12 protein-coding genes, 2 tRNA genes and 3 rRNA genes are annotated in these 16,129 nt (G+C 43.5%); 6 read left to right on the top strand and 11 right to left on the bottom strand.

What is annotated here, in order from left to right:
* Positions 1 to 179: 179 nt before the first annotated feature.
* From MTO98_RS15090 to MTO98_RS15075, 4 genes are all read left to right on the top strand, one after another.
* Positions 180 to 812, top strand: a complete 633-nt coding sequence (locus tag MTO98_RS15090; RefSeq protein ID WP_243487450.1) for a MarR family winged helix-turn-helix transcriptional regulator — start codon at positions 180 to 182, stop codon at positions 810 to 812.
* A 122-nt stretch (positions 813 to 934) separates the two neighbouring features.
* Positions 935 to 1,624 carry an ABC transporter ATP-binding protein gene (locus tag MTO98_RS15085; protein ID WP_243487449.1) on the top strand — a complete coding sequence of 230 codons (690 nt, stop codon included), beginning with the start codon at positions 935 to 937 and terminating at the stop codon, positions 1,622 to 1,624.
* A 4-nt stretch (positions 1,625 to 1,628) separates the two neighbouring features.
* The gene (locus MTO98_RS15080; RefSeq protein WP_243487448.1) at positions 1,629 to 4,187 is read left to right on the top strand and encodes an ABC transporter permease; all 2,559 of its coding nucleotides are present in this window, start codon (positions 1,629 to 1,631) and stop codon (positions 4,185 to 4,187) included.
* Positions 4,188 to 4,207: 20 nt separating this feature from the next.
* Complete coding sequence (locus MTO98_RS15075) at positions 4,208 to 4,891, top strand: arylesterase (protein WP_243487447.1); 684 nt, start codon at positions 4,208 to 4,210, stop codon at positions 4,889 to 4,891.
* Positions 4,892 to 5,080: 189 nt separating this feature from the next.
* Here MTO98_RS15075 and MTO98_RS15070 read toward each other — a convergent pair whose 3' ends face one another.
* From MTO98_RS15070 to MTO98_RS15025, 10 genes are all read right to left on the bottom strand, one after another.
* The gene (locus MTO98_RS15070; RefSeq protein WP_243487446.1) at positions 5,081 to 5,548 is read right to left on the bottom strand and encodes a hypothetical protein; all 468 of its coding nucleotides are present in this window, start codon (positions 5,546 to 5,548) and stop codon (positions 5,081 to 5,083) included.
* 68 nt (positions 5,549 to 5,616) lie between these two features.
* The gene (locus MTO98_RS15065) at positions 5,617 to 5,952 is read right to left on the bottom strand and encodes a hypothetical protein (RefSeq protein ID WP_243487445.1); all 336 of its coding nucleotides are present in this window, start codon (positions 5,950 to 5,952) and stop codon (positions 5,617 to 5,619) included.
* Positions 5,953 to 6,002: 50 nt separating this feature from the next.
* A complete protein-coding gene (locus MTO98_RS15060; RefSeq protein ID WP_243487444.1) occupies positions 6,003 to 7,589 on the bottom strand; it encodes a Na+/H+ antiporter in 1,587 nt (528 codons plus the stop codon).
* The gene (locus MTO98_RS15055) at positions 7,589 to 7,795 is read right to left on the bottom strand and encodes a hypothetical protein (protein WP_243487443.1); all 207 of its coding nucleotides are present in this window, start codon (positions 7,793 to 7,795) and stop codon (positions 7,589 to 7,591) included. The genes MTO98_RS15060 and MTO98_RS15055 overlap by 1 nt, the downstream gene beginning before the upstream one ends.
* Positions 7,796 to 7,837: 42 nt before the next feature.
* Positions 7,838 to 8,113 (bottom strand): hypothetical protein, encoded by a 276-nt coding sequence (locus MTO98_RS15050; RefSeq protein ID WP_243487442.1) that lies wholly within the window; start codon positions 8,111 to 8,113, stop codon positions 7,838 to 7,840.
* Positions 8,114 to 8,833: 720 nt separating this feature from the next.
* Positions 8,834 to 8,945: ribosomal RNA gene (gene rrf, locus MTO98_RS15045) — 5S ribosomal RNA — on the bottom strand.
* 269 nt (positions 8,946 to 9,214) lie between these two features.
* Positions 9,215 to 12,094: ribosomal RNA gene (locus tag MTO98_RS15040) — 23S ribosomal RNA — on the bottom strand.
* A gap of 272 nt (positions 12,095 to 12,366) precedes the next feature.
* Positions 12,367 to 12,440 (bottom strand) — tRNA-Ala (locus MTO98_RS15035).
* 92 nt (positions 12,441 to 12,532) lie between these two features.
* Positions 12,533 to 12,607, bottom strand: a tRNA-Ile gene (locus tag MTO98_RS15030).
* 278 nt (positions 12,608 to 12,885) lie between these two features.
* A 16S ribosomal RNA gene (locus MTO98_RS15025) occupies positions 12,886 to 14,406 on the bottom strand.
* The 16S, 23S and 5S rRNA genes sit together here with 2 tRNA genes alongside, the layout of an rRNA operon.
* Positions 14,407 to 15,289: 883 nt before the next feature.
* Here MTO98_RS15025 and MTO98_RS15020 point away from each other — a divergent pair.
* The gene (locus MTO98_RS15020; RefSeq protein ID WP_243487441.1) at positions 15,290 to 15,544 is read left to right on the top strand and encodes a hypothetical protein; all 255 of its coding nucleotides are present in this window, start codon (positions 15,290 to 15,292) and stop codon (positions 15,542 to 15,544) included.
* A 21-nt stretch (positions 15,545 to 15,565) separates the two neighbouring features.
* On the top strand, positions 15,566 to 15,688 hold the full coding sequence (locus MTO98_RS34275) for a hypothetical protein (RefSeq protein WP_256464372.1): 123 nt from the start codon (positions 15,566 to 15,568) through the stop codon (positions 15,686 to 15,688).
* Here MTO98_RS34275 and MTO98_RS15015 read toward each other — a convergent pair.
* The gene (locus MTO98_RS15015) at positions 15,683 to 16,126 is read right to left on the bottom strand and encodes a GNAT family N-acetyltransferase (RefSeq protein ID WP_243487440.1); all 444 of its coding nucleotides are present in this window, start codon (positions 16,124 to 16,126) and stop codon (positions 15,683 to 15,685) included. The genes MTO98_RS34275 and MTO98_RS15015 overlap by 6 nt on opposite strands.
* Positions 16,127 to 16,129 lie beyond the last annotated feature (3 nt).

Genomic DNA, 16,129 nt, shown 5'->3' with positions numbered 1-16,129 from the left:
CTTTTGAAAACATTTTTTATTTCATTTAAAATTATCGAAATAAATAAGAACACATGAGGCGGCATCTCGATTTTTTAAATACTTCCATTTCGACATAGTTTTACAAATATATTTCTATTTGGGAATAATTAAAACACTTTAGAAATAATTTTATAATTTTACACCTAAACGGGAATAAAATGAAGCCTATAGTACAATTAGTTGAAGAATGGACCGCTTTTGAACAAGTAAATGATCAACCCAGTGTAGAAGCGTTTTGTCGGTACTACCTGCAAAAGCAACGCCCAAAGCCAAAACAGGCTGGTAAAAAAGGCGAACGGATTATGAACGGTGCTTATCTTCTTAAAACTATTGGTCGTATCTTAAGTGCTTACTCGCTCTACTTCCGTTCGGCAGTAAATTATATTGGCATCCCTCCTGCCGAAAGCTTTTATTACCTGAATGGTTTACTTCATCTTGGCGAAGTTAGGAAAAGTGATCTGATCAACTATATGTTTGCGGAGACAACTACTGGCATGGAGGTTATAAACCGGCTTATCAGGGAAGAGAAAATCGACGAGCGCGCTTCGCCGGATGACAAACGAGCTAAGCTTATTAAAGTAAACACTAAAGGGCATGCTGCGCTTGATGAATATTACAAAATATCAGGCAAAGTAGTTGAAATGACCTTTAAAGGTATCAACGATGAAATTTTAACTGATTGTTATGAAATGCTCAAATACTGTGAACAGCGAAATTCTTCCATCGCAATCGAACTAAAAAATAAGCCTTTCGACCAGATGTATGAGCAGGTAATGGCCGATAAGGTATAACTCTTTTTTTATGATGCCCCCAATGTCAGCTAAAAGTAAAGATGGCATAATACTTGAATATTCGATAGCCGGGCACGGTAACAACCCCGGCTTTTTTGTATCTATACCATAAAAAAACACCTGTGGACAATATCCTCAATATCTCCAATTTAAGTAAAACATACCAAAGCGCCGGTCGTACGCTTACCGTGCTTGATCAGATAAATTTTTCAGTAGCCATTGGTTCAACAAATGCTATAGTAGGCCCTTCAGGTAGTGGAAAAACAACCTTGCTTGGCCTTTGCGCCGGTCTGGACCGCTCAACTTCAGGTACTGTTGAACTCAACGGAATTAACCTCAATAAACTAACCGAAGACCAACGGGCACAGGTACGCAACCAACATGTTGGCTTTATATTTCAGAATTTTCAGCTGTTACCCACCCTAACCGCACTCGAGAACGTAATGGTACCTCTTGAGCTCAGGGGCGAAAAAAACATCAGGACAAGAGCGCTGGATCTTTTAGATAAGGTGGGCTTGTCAGAGCGCGGTCATCATTACCCGCTTCAGCTTTCGGGAGGTGAACAACAGCGCGTATCCCTGGCACGGGCCTTTTCAAATGCTCCCCGGATTCTTTTTGCCGACGAACCTACTGGTAACCTGGATGCTGAAACCAGTGATAAGGTGATCAAACTAATTTTTGACTTGAATAAAGAAGCAGGAACTACCCTTGTAGTTGTAACACATGATCTTGAGCTGGCAGCCAGAACCCAGCGTATTATAAGGATCAAGGGGGGCAAGCTAATTGCCGACGAAAAAACCATTAACAAATAAGCTAATGGATAACCCCGCTATTAATTTTAAAAGAAATATAAATATCCCATGGCTGTTTCGCATGGCCTGGCGTGATAGCAGACGTAACCGTTCAAGGTTGTTCCTTTTTATATCGGCCATTGTATTTGGGATAGCTGCACTGGTAGCTATCTATTCATTCAAATACAATGTGCAAAACGATATAAACGATCAGGCTGCAACTTTAATCGGGGCTGATCTGGCCATATCAGGCAACAAACCCGCAGATGATAAATTAAAGCATATGCTCGATTCGTTGGGCGACGAACGCTCACAGGAGCGGAGTTTTGCATCAATGCTATATTTTTCGCGCACCAACGGAACCCGGTTGGTGCAAATCAGGGCGTTGCAGGGCGGTTTCCCCTATTATGGTACTTTGGAAACCACCCCTGAGTCTGCCGGGCTTATTTTCAAAAAAGGTAAAATGGCCCTGGTTGATAAAACCCTGATGCTTCAGTTTAATGCTAAAGTAGGCGATTCGGTAAAAGTAGGCAACCTCAGCTTTCAGATTGCAGGCATACTGAACAAAGCACCCGGACAAAGCGGGGTAATGGCAGGTATTGCCCCTGTGGTTTACATTCCGATGCAATACCTGGAGCAAACCGGGTTGATAAAAATTGGCAGCCGGGTAAACTACAGCTTTTACTATAAGTTCAATCCGGGTGTTGATATAGATAAACTCGGTAAGAAACTTGACCCGGAACTTGATAAAGCAGGGATGCGCTTTGAAACTATCGAAACAAAAAAAGACAACACTGGCCGTGCCTTTGGCGATCTTAGCCGTTTTTTATCATTAGTGGGCTTTGTTGCCTTGCTGCTTGGCTGTGTAGGTGTAGCAAGCGCCATTCATATTTATGTGAAGGAAAAAATAGCATCAATAGCCATTATGCGTTGCCTGGGTGTTAAATCATCCGAAGCATTTTTGATCTACCTGATACAAATTGTAGGGATCGGGATTATCGGTTCTGTTACCGGGGCGATATTGGGCACAGCGGTTCAGCATTTATTACCCCTTGTATTTAAAGATTTTTTGCCGTTTACTATTTCGGTACAAATATCATGGATGGCCATTGGGCAGGGAATTTTACTTGGAGTTATCATATCCATTTTGTTTGCTTTACTGCCTTTAATCTCTGTACGAAATATTTCGCCGCTTAACACACTTCGTATCTCTTTTGATGAAAGCGGCAACAGGCGCGATCCTCTGCGATGGCTGGTGTATTTACTCATATTGATTTTTGTAATTGCCTTTAGTTATTTACAGCTTGACAGCCTGACAGGAAGTATATTATTTACTTTGGGAATTCTGATTGCCTTTATGATCCTTACGGCAACAGCCTGGCTACTGATGAGGATCACTAAAACCATTATTAAAGGCTCCTGGAGTTATCTTTGGCGGCAAGGCTTCGCCAATTTGTATCGCCCCAATAATCAAACCATTATCCTTATTGTGTCTATCGGTTTAAGTACGATGTTTATTTGTACACTTTATTTTGTGCAAACGTTACTGGTGCAGCAGGTTAATCTTTCAACCAGCGGCAATCAATCAAACATGATCCTGTTTGATATCCAGAGCAGCCAGGAAAAGGGAGTTGTTCAATTAACAAGGCAACAAGGACTACCGGTATTACAACAGGTGCCAATAGTTACCATGCGTATTGAACAGATAAATGGTAAAACTGCTGCTGACCTTACCAAGGACACTACCATTAAGATACAGCATGGCGTTTTTGCCTGGGAGTACCGTGTAACCTTCAGAGATTCGTTGACATCGTCAGAAAAATTATTGGATGGCAAATGGATTGGCAATGCCGACCCATCTAAAGAAATTCCGGTATCTGTTGAGGAAAATCTGTCAAAACGAGGCAACCTTAAAATTGGCGACAAAATTGTATTTAACGTACAAGGCGTACAAATGCCCGCTTATGTAGCCAGCATCCGTAAGGTTAACTGGGGTAAAGTGCAAACCAATTTCCAGGTAGTTTTTCCGAAGGGAATATTGGAAGATGCACCTCAATTTCACGTATTGATGACCCACGTGCCGTCAAACAAAGTATCCGCTGCTTTTCAGCAATTGGTGGTTCGGGCATATCCAAATGTTTCGATCATCGATCTGGGCTTGATTTTGAGTGTTGTTGATGAACTATTAAGTAAAATCAGCTACGTTATCCGTTTCATGAGCGCATTTAGTATCATAACAGGCATTGTGGTACTTATAGCATCAGTGCGCATCAGTAAATACCAGCGCATCCAGGAAAGTGTATTGTTACGCACACTTGGGGCAAGTCGTAGGCAAATATTCACCATAACTGCATTAGAGTATTGGTTTTTAGGTAGCTTATCGGCTTTAACCGGAATCCTTATAGCTTTTGCAGGTACGTATTTTCTGGCAAAATATAATTTTGAAATACCGTATAATGTTAACGTATTACCAGCAGTTGTACTATTTTTGATAGTTAGTTTGCTAACAGTTGTAATTGGCTTACTGAACAGCCGCAGCGTATTAAATAAACCGCCACTGGAGATTTTAAGAACAAACGCCTAAGCGCATTGTATTTATCTTATATGAACAAAGCTTTATTAACCGGCATTTTCCTTACATGCCTTACCTTTGCTGGCTGCGGCAATGGCGCTAAATCATCAAATAATAATGAAACACAGGCAGCTACCGAAGCGGCAAAAACCGATTCAGCGGCAAAGAAAATAGTTTTGTTTTTTGGAGATAGCCTAACTGCAGGTTACGGTCTTGATAACCAGGAAGATGCTTTTCCGGGAGTGATCAGTCGGCGGGTAGATTCATTAAAACTGCCTTATAAAGTAATAAACGCAGGTTTAAGCGGCGAAACCACGGCAGGCGGCAACGGCAGGATCAGCTGGTTATTAAAGCAAAAAATAGATGTGTTTGTATTGGAGCTTGGTGCAAATGATGGCCTGCGAGGTATCCCTGTAAATGAAACAGCCAAAAACCTGCAATCAATAATAGATAAGGTAAAAGCCAAATATCCTGATGCAAAACTCGTTTTATTAGGTATGCAGGTACCTCCAAACATGGGCACCGATTATACAGATAAGTTCAAAAATATCTTTCCTAACCTGGCTAAAAAGAATAATATGGCGCTGGTACCCTTTTTATTGCAAGGGGTTGGCGGTGTACCTTCACTTAACCAGGGCGACGGGATCCACCCTACCGCTCAAGGCGCTAAGATCGTAGCTAATACTGTTTGGTCTGTTCTGAAAAACGAATTGTAATAATCCTGTTTATCCGTTTATTTCATTGAGTAAATACGCTTTAAACGAGTTTTAGAGGTTATCACTCTCTTCTATCACAAAAATTACTTTTTTATACATGTTGATCTACCGAGATGCTTAATTAAATGCAGATACAATTTTTCAACAAAAAAAGCCGCCTTTTCCTTTTTGGAGCAGGCGGCATTCACACTATCGGCTCAAATAGGCATTGAGCAGTGTTTCCCAATCCTTGGCCTGTTTTTCAAATTCCTTCAGTTTCATTTCATTGTCTTGAAATTGTTGATAAAAGGGCAAACTGTCAAGCACCCTGTTTTGGGCGTCGGCAATTTGCAGCGAAATGGAATGTACCGAAGTCCCTTTCATTGTTTTCAACACATAGGTTTTCACAGCCTTTGCCAGGCTGTATACCGCAACTTCAGGTTGAGCAAGATCAGCCATTAACAATACGCTGCCAGGCTCGGCCCAGCCAATAATCTTATCGTTCACCGGTTCATACCGCGTTAGGTCAAGGCTAAGATCAGCTGCTTTGTGAAATAATTTATCTTTTAACAGCCTTTGCTGTTTTTGTTTCATGCGTTTGGCAATAATATAAAATGGCACACCAAAAAGTGCAACCAGCCCTGCCGCGACCAGGGAGTTTTCTAAAATATGGGACATACTAATATTTGCAAAATAAATTTATAGAAGCCGGAGCTTCGTTAATTCACACAGAAAATATAGTTAAATCACCAAAAAACATGGAATGGAAATAGGATTAGGGAAACCCTACGGGGTATCTTACTATTGCGCAAACTAATGGTGGCTGCCATTACCTCATCAGTACCTGTGATCTGGCTCACCTCCCCTTCCATTAAATCTGCCGGATTTGGAGTTACTTGCTTTTGCGGTGATTGATTAATTAGGATAGAAGTCAGGGAGTTTTCCTCAGCGAAAACTTCGACATGAAAATATTGGCTCACAGTGTGTCCCTGCACCTGATTTTTATCCGTGCGGCAATTGGCCTTTGCCGAAATAGCAAAGAACAACAAGCAGGTTACTGTAAGCAATTTATATAATCTCATATTGTCCAACTACGCTACATTAACGACAGGCAGCGATATCCCTGAATACTTTAATTTTTTCGCGTTCTCGCCTCTTCAAGATCCAGCTCACGTTCCCTGGCACGGATCAGGTGATCAGCGAATTCTTTATTTCTATGCATTTTCTTTAGCTCGTCCCTGCGAATCTTGATGATGGCCAGTAGCATTTGCCGGTAGTCTTGGATAAAAGCGGGGATCTGTTCTTCCCCCTTAATTTGCTTTTCAGCAATCTCCGCCATGCGCTCATATTTTTCTTTCACCCTGCGAAATAGCGGCTTAGCTTCTATCTCCTGGCTGCAATTATCATCAAGATATGCTAATACTGCTATTGCCAGTCGGTGCCTGATCTCTTGCTCCTGGCTGGCATCATTTTCTACAACTTTTAATTTAAGTAAACGTAACAACAACGGTAAACTTAAACCCTGCAATACAAGTGTAAAAAGAATCACAATGAAAGTAATGAACAGAATGAGGTTACGGTGCGGAAAAGCAGCTCCATTCTCAAGTGTTAGCGGGATGGCAAGTGCAGAAGCAAGTGAAACCACGCCCCGCATACCGCTCCATCCAATCACAAACACCGGTTTCCAACTAAGTGGGCCTTCCCTTGCCACAATCCGGCGACTTAGTAAGCGCGGAAGATAAGCAGATGGAAAAACCCAGATTAACCTGATGATAATGGACAACAAACTAATTGCCACTGCGAAAAAAACACAATCAGACAAAGAGTAATGTTCAATACCATGAATAATGTCCGGTAATTGCAGGCCGATCATGATAAATACTACACCATTCAGTAAAAAGATCACAACATTCCATACGGTAAGCGATTGCAAACGCGAATCATAAGAAAAGATATCCGACGAACGAAAAGACAGGAATAGTCCTCCACTGACAACTGCCAGCACACCCGAAAAATGAAAATGCTCTGCTGTAAGGTACATAAGGTATGGAGCAATAAGCGTCAAAGCGGTATCAATACTTGGTGTAGTTGATAAGTAACGGTGAATGGCATAAACCAAATGCGCTATAGCAAGGCCAATCAACACACCCATAATAACTACAGAAAAGAAATTACCGGTAGCCTGCCAGAAAGTAAACTGGCCTGTAAAGATTGCGATAAGTGCAAAGCGGAAAACGATAAGACTTGACGCGTCATTAACCAGGCTCTCACCTTCAAGGATAGCAGTAACGCGGCTGGGTACCTTAAGATTCTGAAAAACAGATACCGCAGCTACAGCATCCGGGGGCGAAATGATACCGCCAAGCAAAAAGCCAAGCGCCAATGAACAATCGGGGATGAGCCAGTGTGCAAAAAAAGCAATAGCTGTAGCTGTAAAGATGACCAGGCCGAAAGCCAATAGTCCGATAGGGCGCCGCAGACGCCAAAATTCGGCCCAGGAAGTGTTCCATGCCGCCGAATACAACAACGGCGGCAAGAACACAGCGAATATAATGTTAGGATCCATCTTAATGACAGGTACACCCGGTATAAAGCTGATTACTAAGCCCGACACTACCAACAGTATCGGGTAAGATACATTCAGTTTATTACTGAGCAGAGCCAGCATGGATGTAGTAAAAAGCAATGCCAGCACAAGCAACAAATGATCTTGTACCATTACTGTTCAGTTACTGAGTGAACAACTACTTCTACATCTGATAAAGAAATAAGGCGTATCTCCGCTTTATATTTAATCCAGATATCCGTCCAGCCATTACTATCATAGCCAAGAAACTCAGTATGTGGCATTTCGGGGTCGAATCCTTTAAATAATTTCCCGGTATAACGCAGCAGCGTTCCTGCCGCTAAATGTTGTTTATTCATCGATCTTTTTTTGTGATAATAAGATAAAGTTATTCCGGACCCTTAAACTAAAGACTTCCAGATTTTAAAAACATTCTCGTAGCGGCTTCCACCATCCCTGATCAAAAAGGCAATATCTTCCTTTCTTTCCGGAAAGTACTTTTCTACCAATTGTTGGATCCGTTGAAGGATAGCTCCCAATCGGGATTCGATTGCAGCTAAGGGGACCTTTATTTTGATGATCATATCCTGGAAATGAACCTCGGCTTCTTCCTGAAGCTCCCTTTCCAGCATGACCGCTACTTCTGCATGAAATTTCTTCTTTACATTTCTTTTCATAACGCCAGATTAAAGCGATAATAAAATTGGTCTGTTAACAAGATAAACGGCATTATCATTTGTTGCAGGCACATAGATGCCGGGCAAAGCTAATGCACAAAGAAACCTCAATGACTACCAAAAGGCATGAAACGGGTACAGGATAAACCTGTAATAGAGAAGTTGATATGTAGGAGAAATTTGGGGCGTTTCACTAATCACAGGACATTGCTGTCTCACCTCCTGTATAATCACCGTCTCTGCATGCAAATCCGGAAAATAATTAGGTGGCTGTAAGTTCAGTCCTGTTTGTAATACTACATCAGAAAGAGTTTCTGATAATTGCCCCGAGTTTTTTAGCTGAACTGACTTTATAGTAAATGAACGGCGGGAAGAGGCTGGCGCTGCATGAGACCTGGCTGTTAATCCCAAAAGGATAAACACAACCAACATACCAGAAAATAACTTCAAGCCTCTCGCCATATACAAATATACTATATTGCTACCATCCGAACGAACAAAATTATTCAAGCCCTTGCTACAGGGCCAAAGATTTGCTATTTAATTACGGTTAACTCTAATTTTTATATCAGCAATACCTATGTGACCGTGCCCATTCATCGTTAATAATTGAAATCTAAGAATTAGAATAAACGGTATCTCTCAGAAAAGCTTGTAAACGCAAAAAGCCTTAGGTATTAGCTAAGGCTTTTGCATTGTTACACCATTAAAGGTGATAAAGGGTGGCACCGACCTACTCTCCCACGTTTTACCGCAGTACCATCGGCTCTGGCGGGCTTGACTTCTCTGTTCGGAATGGGAAGAGGTAGACACCGCCGATATAGGCACCTGAATTTCTTTAAGTTAGTGGTTGATTATGTGAGTGGTTAAGTGGTTCTTGTCTGATCATTTACATGGTTTATAGCTTTAAAACTACTCACCTAATCAACCATTCACCATTCACTACCATTAACATGACATATTATTGAAAGAAGTGATTGAATTTAAGAGAAAACAACAGCTTTTGTTGTTTATCTGTTTGTTTTGTTTCGGATGAGTGATTGGTTTCGTTTACAGTTTTGCAACTACTCACTTAATCAACCACTCACCTTAATCCTTCACACGAAGAAAGCTTCGGGCAATTAGTATCACTCGGCTATGATGTCACCACCTTTATACCTGTAACCTATCAACGTAGTAGTCTCCTACGACCCTCAATGGAAGTCTCATCTTGTGGCTAGTTTCGCACTTAGATGCTTTCAGCGCTTATCTATTCCCAACGTAGCTACTCTGCAGTACACCTGGCGGCATAACAGATTCACCAGAGGTTAGTCCAACCCGGTCCTCTCGTACTAAGGTCAGCCCCACTCAAACTTCCTACGCCCACAACAGATAGGGACCGAACTGTCTCGCGACGTTCTGAACCCAGCTCGCGTGCCACTTTAATGAGCGAACAGCTCAACCCTTGGGACCTTCTCCAGCCCCAGGATGTGACGAGCCGACATCGAGGTGCCAAACCTCCCCGTCGATATGAGCTCTTGGGGGAGATCAGCCTGTTATCCCCAGCGTACCTTTTATCCTTTGAGCGATGGCCCTTCCATGCAGAACCACCGGATCACTATATCCGTCTTTCGACCCAGCTCGACTTGTCTGTCTCACTGTCAAGCAAGCTTTTGCTATTGCACTCCGCGTACGGTTACCAAGCGTACTGAGCTTACCTTTGAAAGCCTCCGTTACCTTTTTGGAGGCGACCACCCCAGTCAAACTACCCGCCAAACAATGTTCTCCTCTTTGAAGAGTTAGACACCAGATACAGAAAGGGTGGTATTTCAACGTTGACTAAATGACTCCTGGCGAAGCCACATCACAGTCTCCCACCTATCCTACACATCCTGTATCCGATATCAATGTTAAGCTATAGTGAAGGTGCATGGGGTCTTTCCGTCCCGTTGCGGGTAACCGGCGTCTTCACCGATACCACAATTTCACCGAGCTCATGGCTGAGACAGCGCCCAGATCGTTACACCATTCGTGCAGGTCGGAACTTACCCGACAAGGAATTTCGCTACCTTAGGACCGTTATAGTTACGGCCGCCGTTTACTGGGGCTTCAATTCAATGCTTCGCCTTGCGACTAACATCCCCTCTTAACCTTCCAGCACCGGGCAGGTGTCAGGCCATATACGTCATCTTTCGATTTTGCATAGCCATGTGTTTTTGTTAAACAGTCGCCTGGGCCTTTTCACTGCGGCTGACATTGCTGCCAGCGCCCCTTCTCCCGAAGTTACAGGGCCATTTTGCCGAGTTCCTTAGCCATGATTCACTCGAGCACCTTAGGATTCTCTCCTCGACTACCTGTGTCGGTTTACGGTACGGGTTTTTATTACCTGAAGCTTAGCGGGTTTTCTTGGAAGTCTGATTACCTGAACTATCACCTTGTCCGAAGATTCGGTGTACTATCAGCTTTCAGCATAGTCTGCGTACTTAACTACAAACTATATACCTACGGCCTTTAACGAACTATTCCGTCAGTTCGCGTCAGTGTCACTACTCCGTCACCGCATCGCAGTAATAAAAAGTACTGGAATATTAACCAGTTGTCCATCGGCTACGCCATTCGGCTTCACCTTAGGCCCCGACTAACCCTGATCCGATTAGCGTTGATCAGGAAACCTTAGTCTTTCGGTGGGCGGGTTTCTCTCCCGCCTTATCGTTACTTATGCCTACATTTGCTTTTCTATTTCCTCCACAGTCAGTTACCTTCCTGCTTCGCCGGCAAATAGAATGCTCCCCTACCAGTCATATTAATATGAATCCATAGCTTCGGTATACTGCTTGATGCCCGTTTATTATCCATGCCCGATCGCTCGACTAGTGAGCTGTTACGCACTCTTTAAATGAATGGCTGCTTCCAAGCCAACATCCTAGCTGTCTGTGCAATCGGACCTCGTTAGTTCAACTTAGCAATAATTTAGGGACCTTAGCTGATGGTCTGGGTTCTTTCCCTCTCGGCCATGGACCTTAGCACCCATAGCCTCACTCCAGCGTATATTATAAAGCATTCGGAGTTTATCTGGATTTGGTAGGATTTGACTCCCCCGCACCCAATTAGTAGCTCTACCTCTTTATAACTCAACCGCCAGGCTGTTCCTAAAAACATTTCGGGGAGTACGAGCTATTTCCCAGTTTGATTAGCCTTTCACCCCTACCCACAAGTCATCCGGAAACTTTTCAACGTTTATCGGTTCGGTCCTCCAGTACCTGTTACGGCACCTTCAACCTGCCCATGGGTAGATCACAAGGTTTCGCGTCTACCTCCCCTGACTATACGCCCTTTTCAGACTCGCTTTCGCTTCGGATCCGTGTCTTAAACACTTAACCTTGCCAGGGAAGAGTAACTCGTAGGCTCATTATGCAAAAGGCACGCCGTCACAGATTGCTCTGCTCCGACCGCTTGTAAGTACACGGTTTCAGGTTCTATTTCACTCCCCTGTTCGGGGTTCTTTTCACCTTTCCCTCACGGTACTGGTTCACTATCGGTCTCTCAGGAGTATTTAGCCTTACCGGATGGTGCCGGCAAATTCCCACAAGGCGTCTCCGACCTCGCGGTACTCAGGATACCACTATCCTACTATTCATTACCCGTACGCAGCTCTCATGCTCTATGGCCAGGCTTCCCATCCTGTTCCGGTTCTGTTTAATATTCATGTTGTGGTCCTACAACCCCCATATTGCCGTAACAATATAGGTTTGGGCTTCTTCCATTTCGCTCGCCACTACTCTGGAAATCACTATTGTTTTCTCTTCCTCTGCTTACTTAGATGTTTCAGTTCGGCAGGTTAGCGCATTTATGCAATTATCCTTCAGATAATTAGGTTTCCCCATTCGGAAATTACCGGATCAAGTCCTATTTGCAGATCCCCGGTACTTATCGCAGCTTATCACGTCCTTCTTCGCCTCTGAGAGCCAAGGCATTCCCCGTGTACCCTTTCTTACTTTCTTCTACTCTTGCGCCTTTTGCGCCGCAAGGTATGTCTTTATTTTAGATTAGTCGTATTTGTTCATTAGTTCATTGGTTCATTAGTATTGCTACTTATTTACCTTTGAAGCTTTTGTTCAAGATACAACGTCTCTATCTGTTGTTTTCTCTTGTTTTCAATTACTTCTTCCAATATGTCAAAGAACGTTTTGATCCTCCGTCATTCTTTCATTAAGTCATTATGTCATTTTTCAATGACTCAATGACCTGATGACTTAATGACTTCCGGTTCAATGTGGAGAATAACGGATTCGAACCGTTGACCCCCTGCGTGCAAGGCAGGTGCTCTAGCCAGCTGAGCTAATCCCCCGTTAGATGGGCTCGTTCATTTGTTCATTCGTTCATTCGTTTATTGGTGCTTTACCAATCCACTAATGAACCATTGAACTAATGAACCCTGTGTAGTCCCGAGCAGATTTGAACTGCTGACCCCTACATTATCAGTGTAGTGCTCTAACCAAGCTGAGCTACAGGACTGTGTTATTTCGGATTTCGGATTTTCGATTTTAGATTTTTTTATTCTTCAAATCGCAAATCGTAATCTCTTACAATCCCGCCTCTCAGTTGTTCGCACAACTTGATGGCTTCATCTTCTGGGTTTTCCTTTTGTTTGTGTGTTATTAGTATATGATTGCTCTCGCTTTGTGATCTTCGCTTTTCAACTACTCACCACTTAACTTAATCAACCATTTAACTAAATTTAAGAAATATCATGTAGGTAACAGTTCCAAGCTACTTCGCGGAAACTGCTCCAGAAAGGAGGTATTCCAGCCACACCTTCCGGTACGGCTACCTTGTTACGACTTAGCCCCAGTTACCGACTTTACCCTAGGACGCTCCTTGCGGTTACGCACTTCAGGCACTTCCAGCTTCCATGGCTTGACGGGCGGTGTGTACAAGGCCCGGGAACGTATTCACCGCGTCATTGCTGATACGCGATTACTAGCGAATCCAACTTCACGGGGTCGAGTTGCAGACCCCGATCCGAACTGTGAACAGCTTTAAGAGATTGGCATCCTGTTGCCAGGTAGCGGCCCTCTGTACTGCCCATTGTAGCACGTGTGTAGCCCCGGACGTAAGGGCCATGATGACTTGACGTCGTCCCCTCCTTCCTCTCTATTTGCATAGGCAGTCTGTTTAGAGTCCCCACCTTAAATGCTGGCAACTAAACATAGGGGTTGCGCTCGTTGCGGGACTTAACCCAACACCTCACGGCACGAGCTGACGACAGCCATGCAGCACCTAGTTTCGTGTTCCGAAGAACTGTGACGTCTCTGTCACATTCACTAACTTTCAAGCCCGGGTAAGGTTCCTCGCGTATCATCGAATTAAACCACATGCTCCTCCGCTTGTGCGGGCCCCCGTCAATTCCTTTGAGTTTCACCCTTGCGGGCGTACTCCCCAGGTGGAACACTTAACGCTTTCGCTTAGACGCTGACCGTATATCGCCAACATCGAGTGTTCATCGTTTAGGGCGTGGACTACCAGGGTATCTAATCCTGTTTGATCCCCACGCTTTCGTGCCTCAGCGTCAATCATACTTTAGTAAGCTGCCTTCGCAATTGGTGTTCTGTGACATATCTATGCATTTCACCGCTACTTGTCACATTCCGCCTACCTCAAGTACATTCAAGCTCTTCAGTATCAAGGGCACTGCGATAGTTGAGCTACCGTCTTTCACCCCTGACTTAAAAAGCCGCCTACGCACCCTTTAAACCCAATAAATCCGGATAACGCTTGGATCCTCCGTATTACCGCGGCTGCTGGCACGGAGTTAGCCGATCCTTATTCTTACCGTACATTCAGCTTGATTCACGAATCAAGGTTTATTCCGGTACAAAAGCAGTTTACAACCCGTAGGGCCGTCTTCCTGCACGCGGCATGGCTGGTTCAGACTTCCGTCCATTGACCAATATTCCTTACTGCTGCCTCCCGTAGGAGTCTGGTCCGTGTCTCAGTACCAGTGTGGGGGGTCATCCTCTCAGATCCCCTAAACATCGTAGCCTTGGTATGCCGTTACCACACCAACTAGCTAATGTTGCGCATGCCCATCTTGATCCTATAAATATTTGATTATATTGCGATGCCACAACATAATGTTATGCGGTCTTAATCTCTCTTTCGAGAGGCTATCCCCCTGATCAAGGTAGGTTACATACGTGTTACGCACCCGTGCGCCACTCTCACAGGGAGCAAGCTCCCCGATCCCGTCCGACTTGCATGTATTAGGCCTGCCGCTAGCGTTCATCCTGAGCCAGGATCAAACTCTCCATTGTAAAATGTTTTGTTTTAATCACTGACCCTATTATTAATTAATAGAATCTGTTTTTATTATTTCTTATTACAGATTCCGCTTTTTATTGTAACTCTTCAGCTCCTGTTAGCCTTAGCCTTCAGTCGCCTCCCGTTACGCTACATGATTTCCATTTCTTAAAAGAACTTGCTCGCCTCATCATCCGAATCAGCTATATAATCTTTTGGTTGTTACACCGCTTTGATTTGTCATTTTTATCAAGCCTTGAGAATCGCTCTCCTCAGCCCAAGAAAACTAATCGCTTTCGCTTTCATTTCCTTCGTTTTAAACTCCTTCCAGAGTCCGTCCCGTTCGGGGTTGCAAAGGTAAAAACCTTTTTCTTATTTCCAAAAAATAATTTTTTTTATTTTTTGGTGGTTTTTTGCGGCTCTTCCTTCTCTCTTTCTCCTTGCCCCTCAGCGCCTTTCAAACCTTTTCTAAGAACTTCCGCTCCTTTTCGAAGCGGCTGCAAAGGTGCGAATTTCTTTTCATCTTCACAAAAGATTCTGAATCTTTTTTTCCTGCTCTTTTCGCCTTTTTCTAACCCTTTAATGAACTATCCCGCTATCTCGTTTGCGGGCTGCAAAGGTACGCGCTTTTTCCTTCCCTCCAAATTATTTACCGCTTTTTAATCAATCAACCCTTTAACTATCTACAAGACAACTGGAAAAATTTACTCCAAACATAAAAATTCAGCTTTTCATTATAGAAGCACTCTGGCATACCTATTATTAGTATAGGCTCCCCGCTCCTTTACCCCGCCGTTGTTTAATAGCCTGGATACAGACCTGATACTGTAATGGTCGCCAATCTTCAATACCCGCCAATTTTATCTTAACGCATCACAACATCTCCTGAACAAGGCAGTGATTAACTGCAAAGGCACCAGTTCGATAAATCAATCCGCATTTAAGCAGCCAATAGCGGACCCCAATACCGAAGACAGCGTCAACCTGCGTTTATGGTGGAGTAAAAAATCGGAGAAAGATGCAATGAAGCAACAGCGGTTAGCCAAAAAGGTTAAAATTACAACACAAATTCAGCACGCGTTCAGCAAAGAAGCTATCGGAAAATATGTGCCGTTAAATGGCCAAAAGCTGCACTGCTTTGTTTTACGATAATCACCAGATATGACAACCTTTATGAGCAAAGATTTTGACCAGGCTGTTTACATCAGCCATTGTTACAAGGAATTTATAAAACTTTCTCCCGAAGAAGGGCCGAAACCATCAATATTCGGAAATTTTCATCTCCATAAACTATAAGTTCAACTGCTTAAACATAAACACGTACTGATCTGCAAGTGTGTAATCCATCATTTCATAAAAGTTGTATACCGGCAGATATCTGTTTGTCATTAAAACCAATAACTCAATTTGATTGGTACCGGCATAATCTTCGCAATACTGCAAGAGCTTCTTTCCACAACCCTTTTTCTGAGAAGCAGGCGAAACAAACAACTCATCGATCATTAATTGGCTGTTGGTCCACCAGGTTTTCTTATGCCCTAAAATGGCGCCGGCTGGTTCATTATTGTCGTAAATGATGAACCCAACAAAATCTTTATGGTCAATCAATTCGGCCAAATATTGATGCGCTTTTTCGCTTGTCCACTGGCAATTCCAGGGAGGGGCGTTATAGGCATCAATCATAATAGCAGCGCACTGGGACAAGTGGCTTTCGGTTATTGAAGTAATCTCCATGCT

The organism is Mucilaginibacter sp. SMC90 (assembly GCF_022811725.1).
Lineage (GTDB): Bacteria > Bacteroidota > Bacteroidia > Sphingobacteriales > Sphingobacteriaceae > Mucilaginibacter.
Note: the sequence above shows the minus strand (reverse complement) of the source record. Positions and strands in the feature narration are given on the sequence as shown.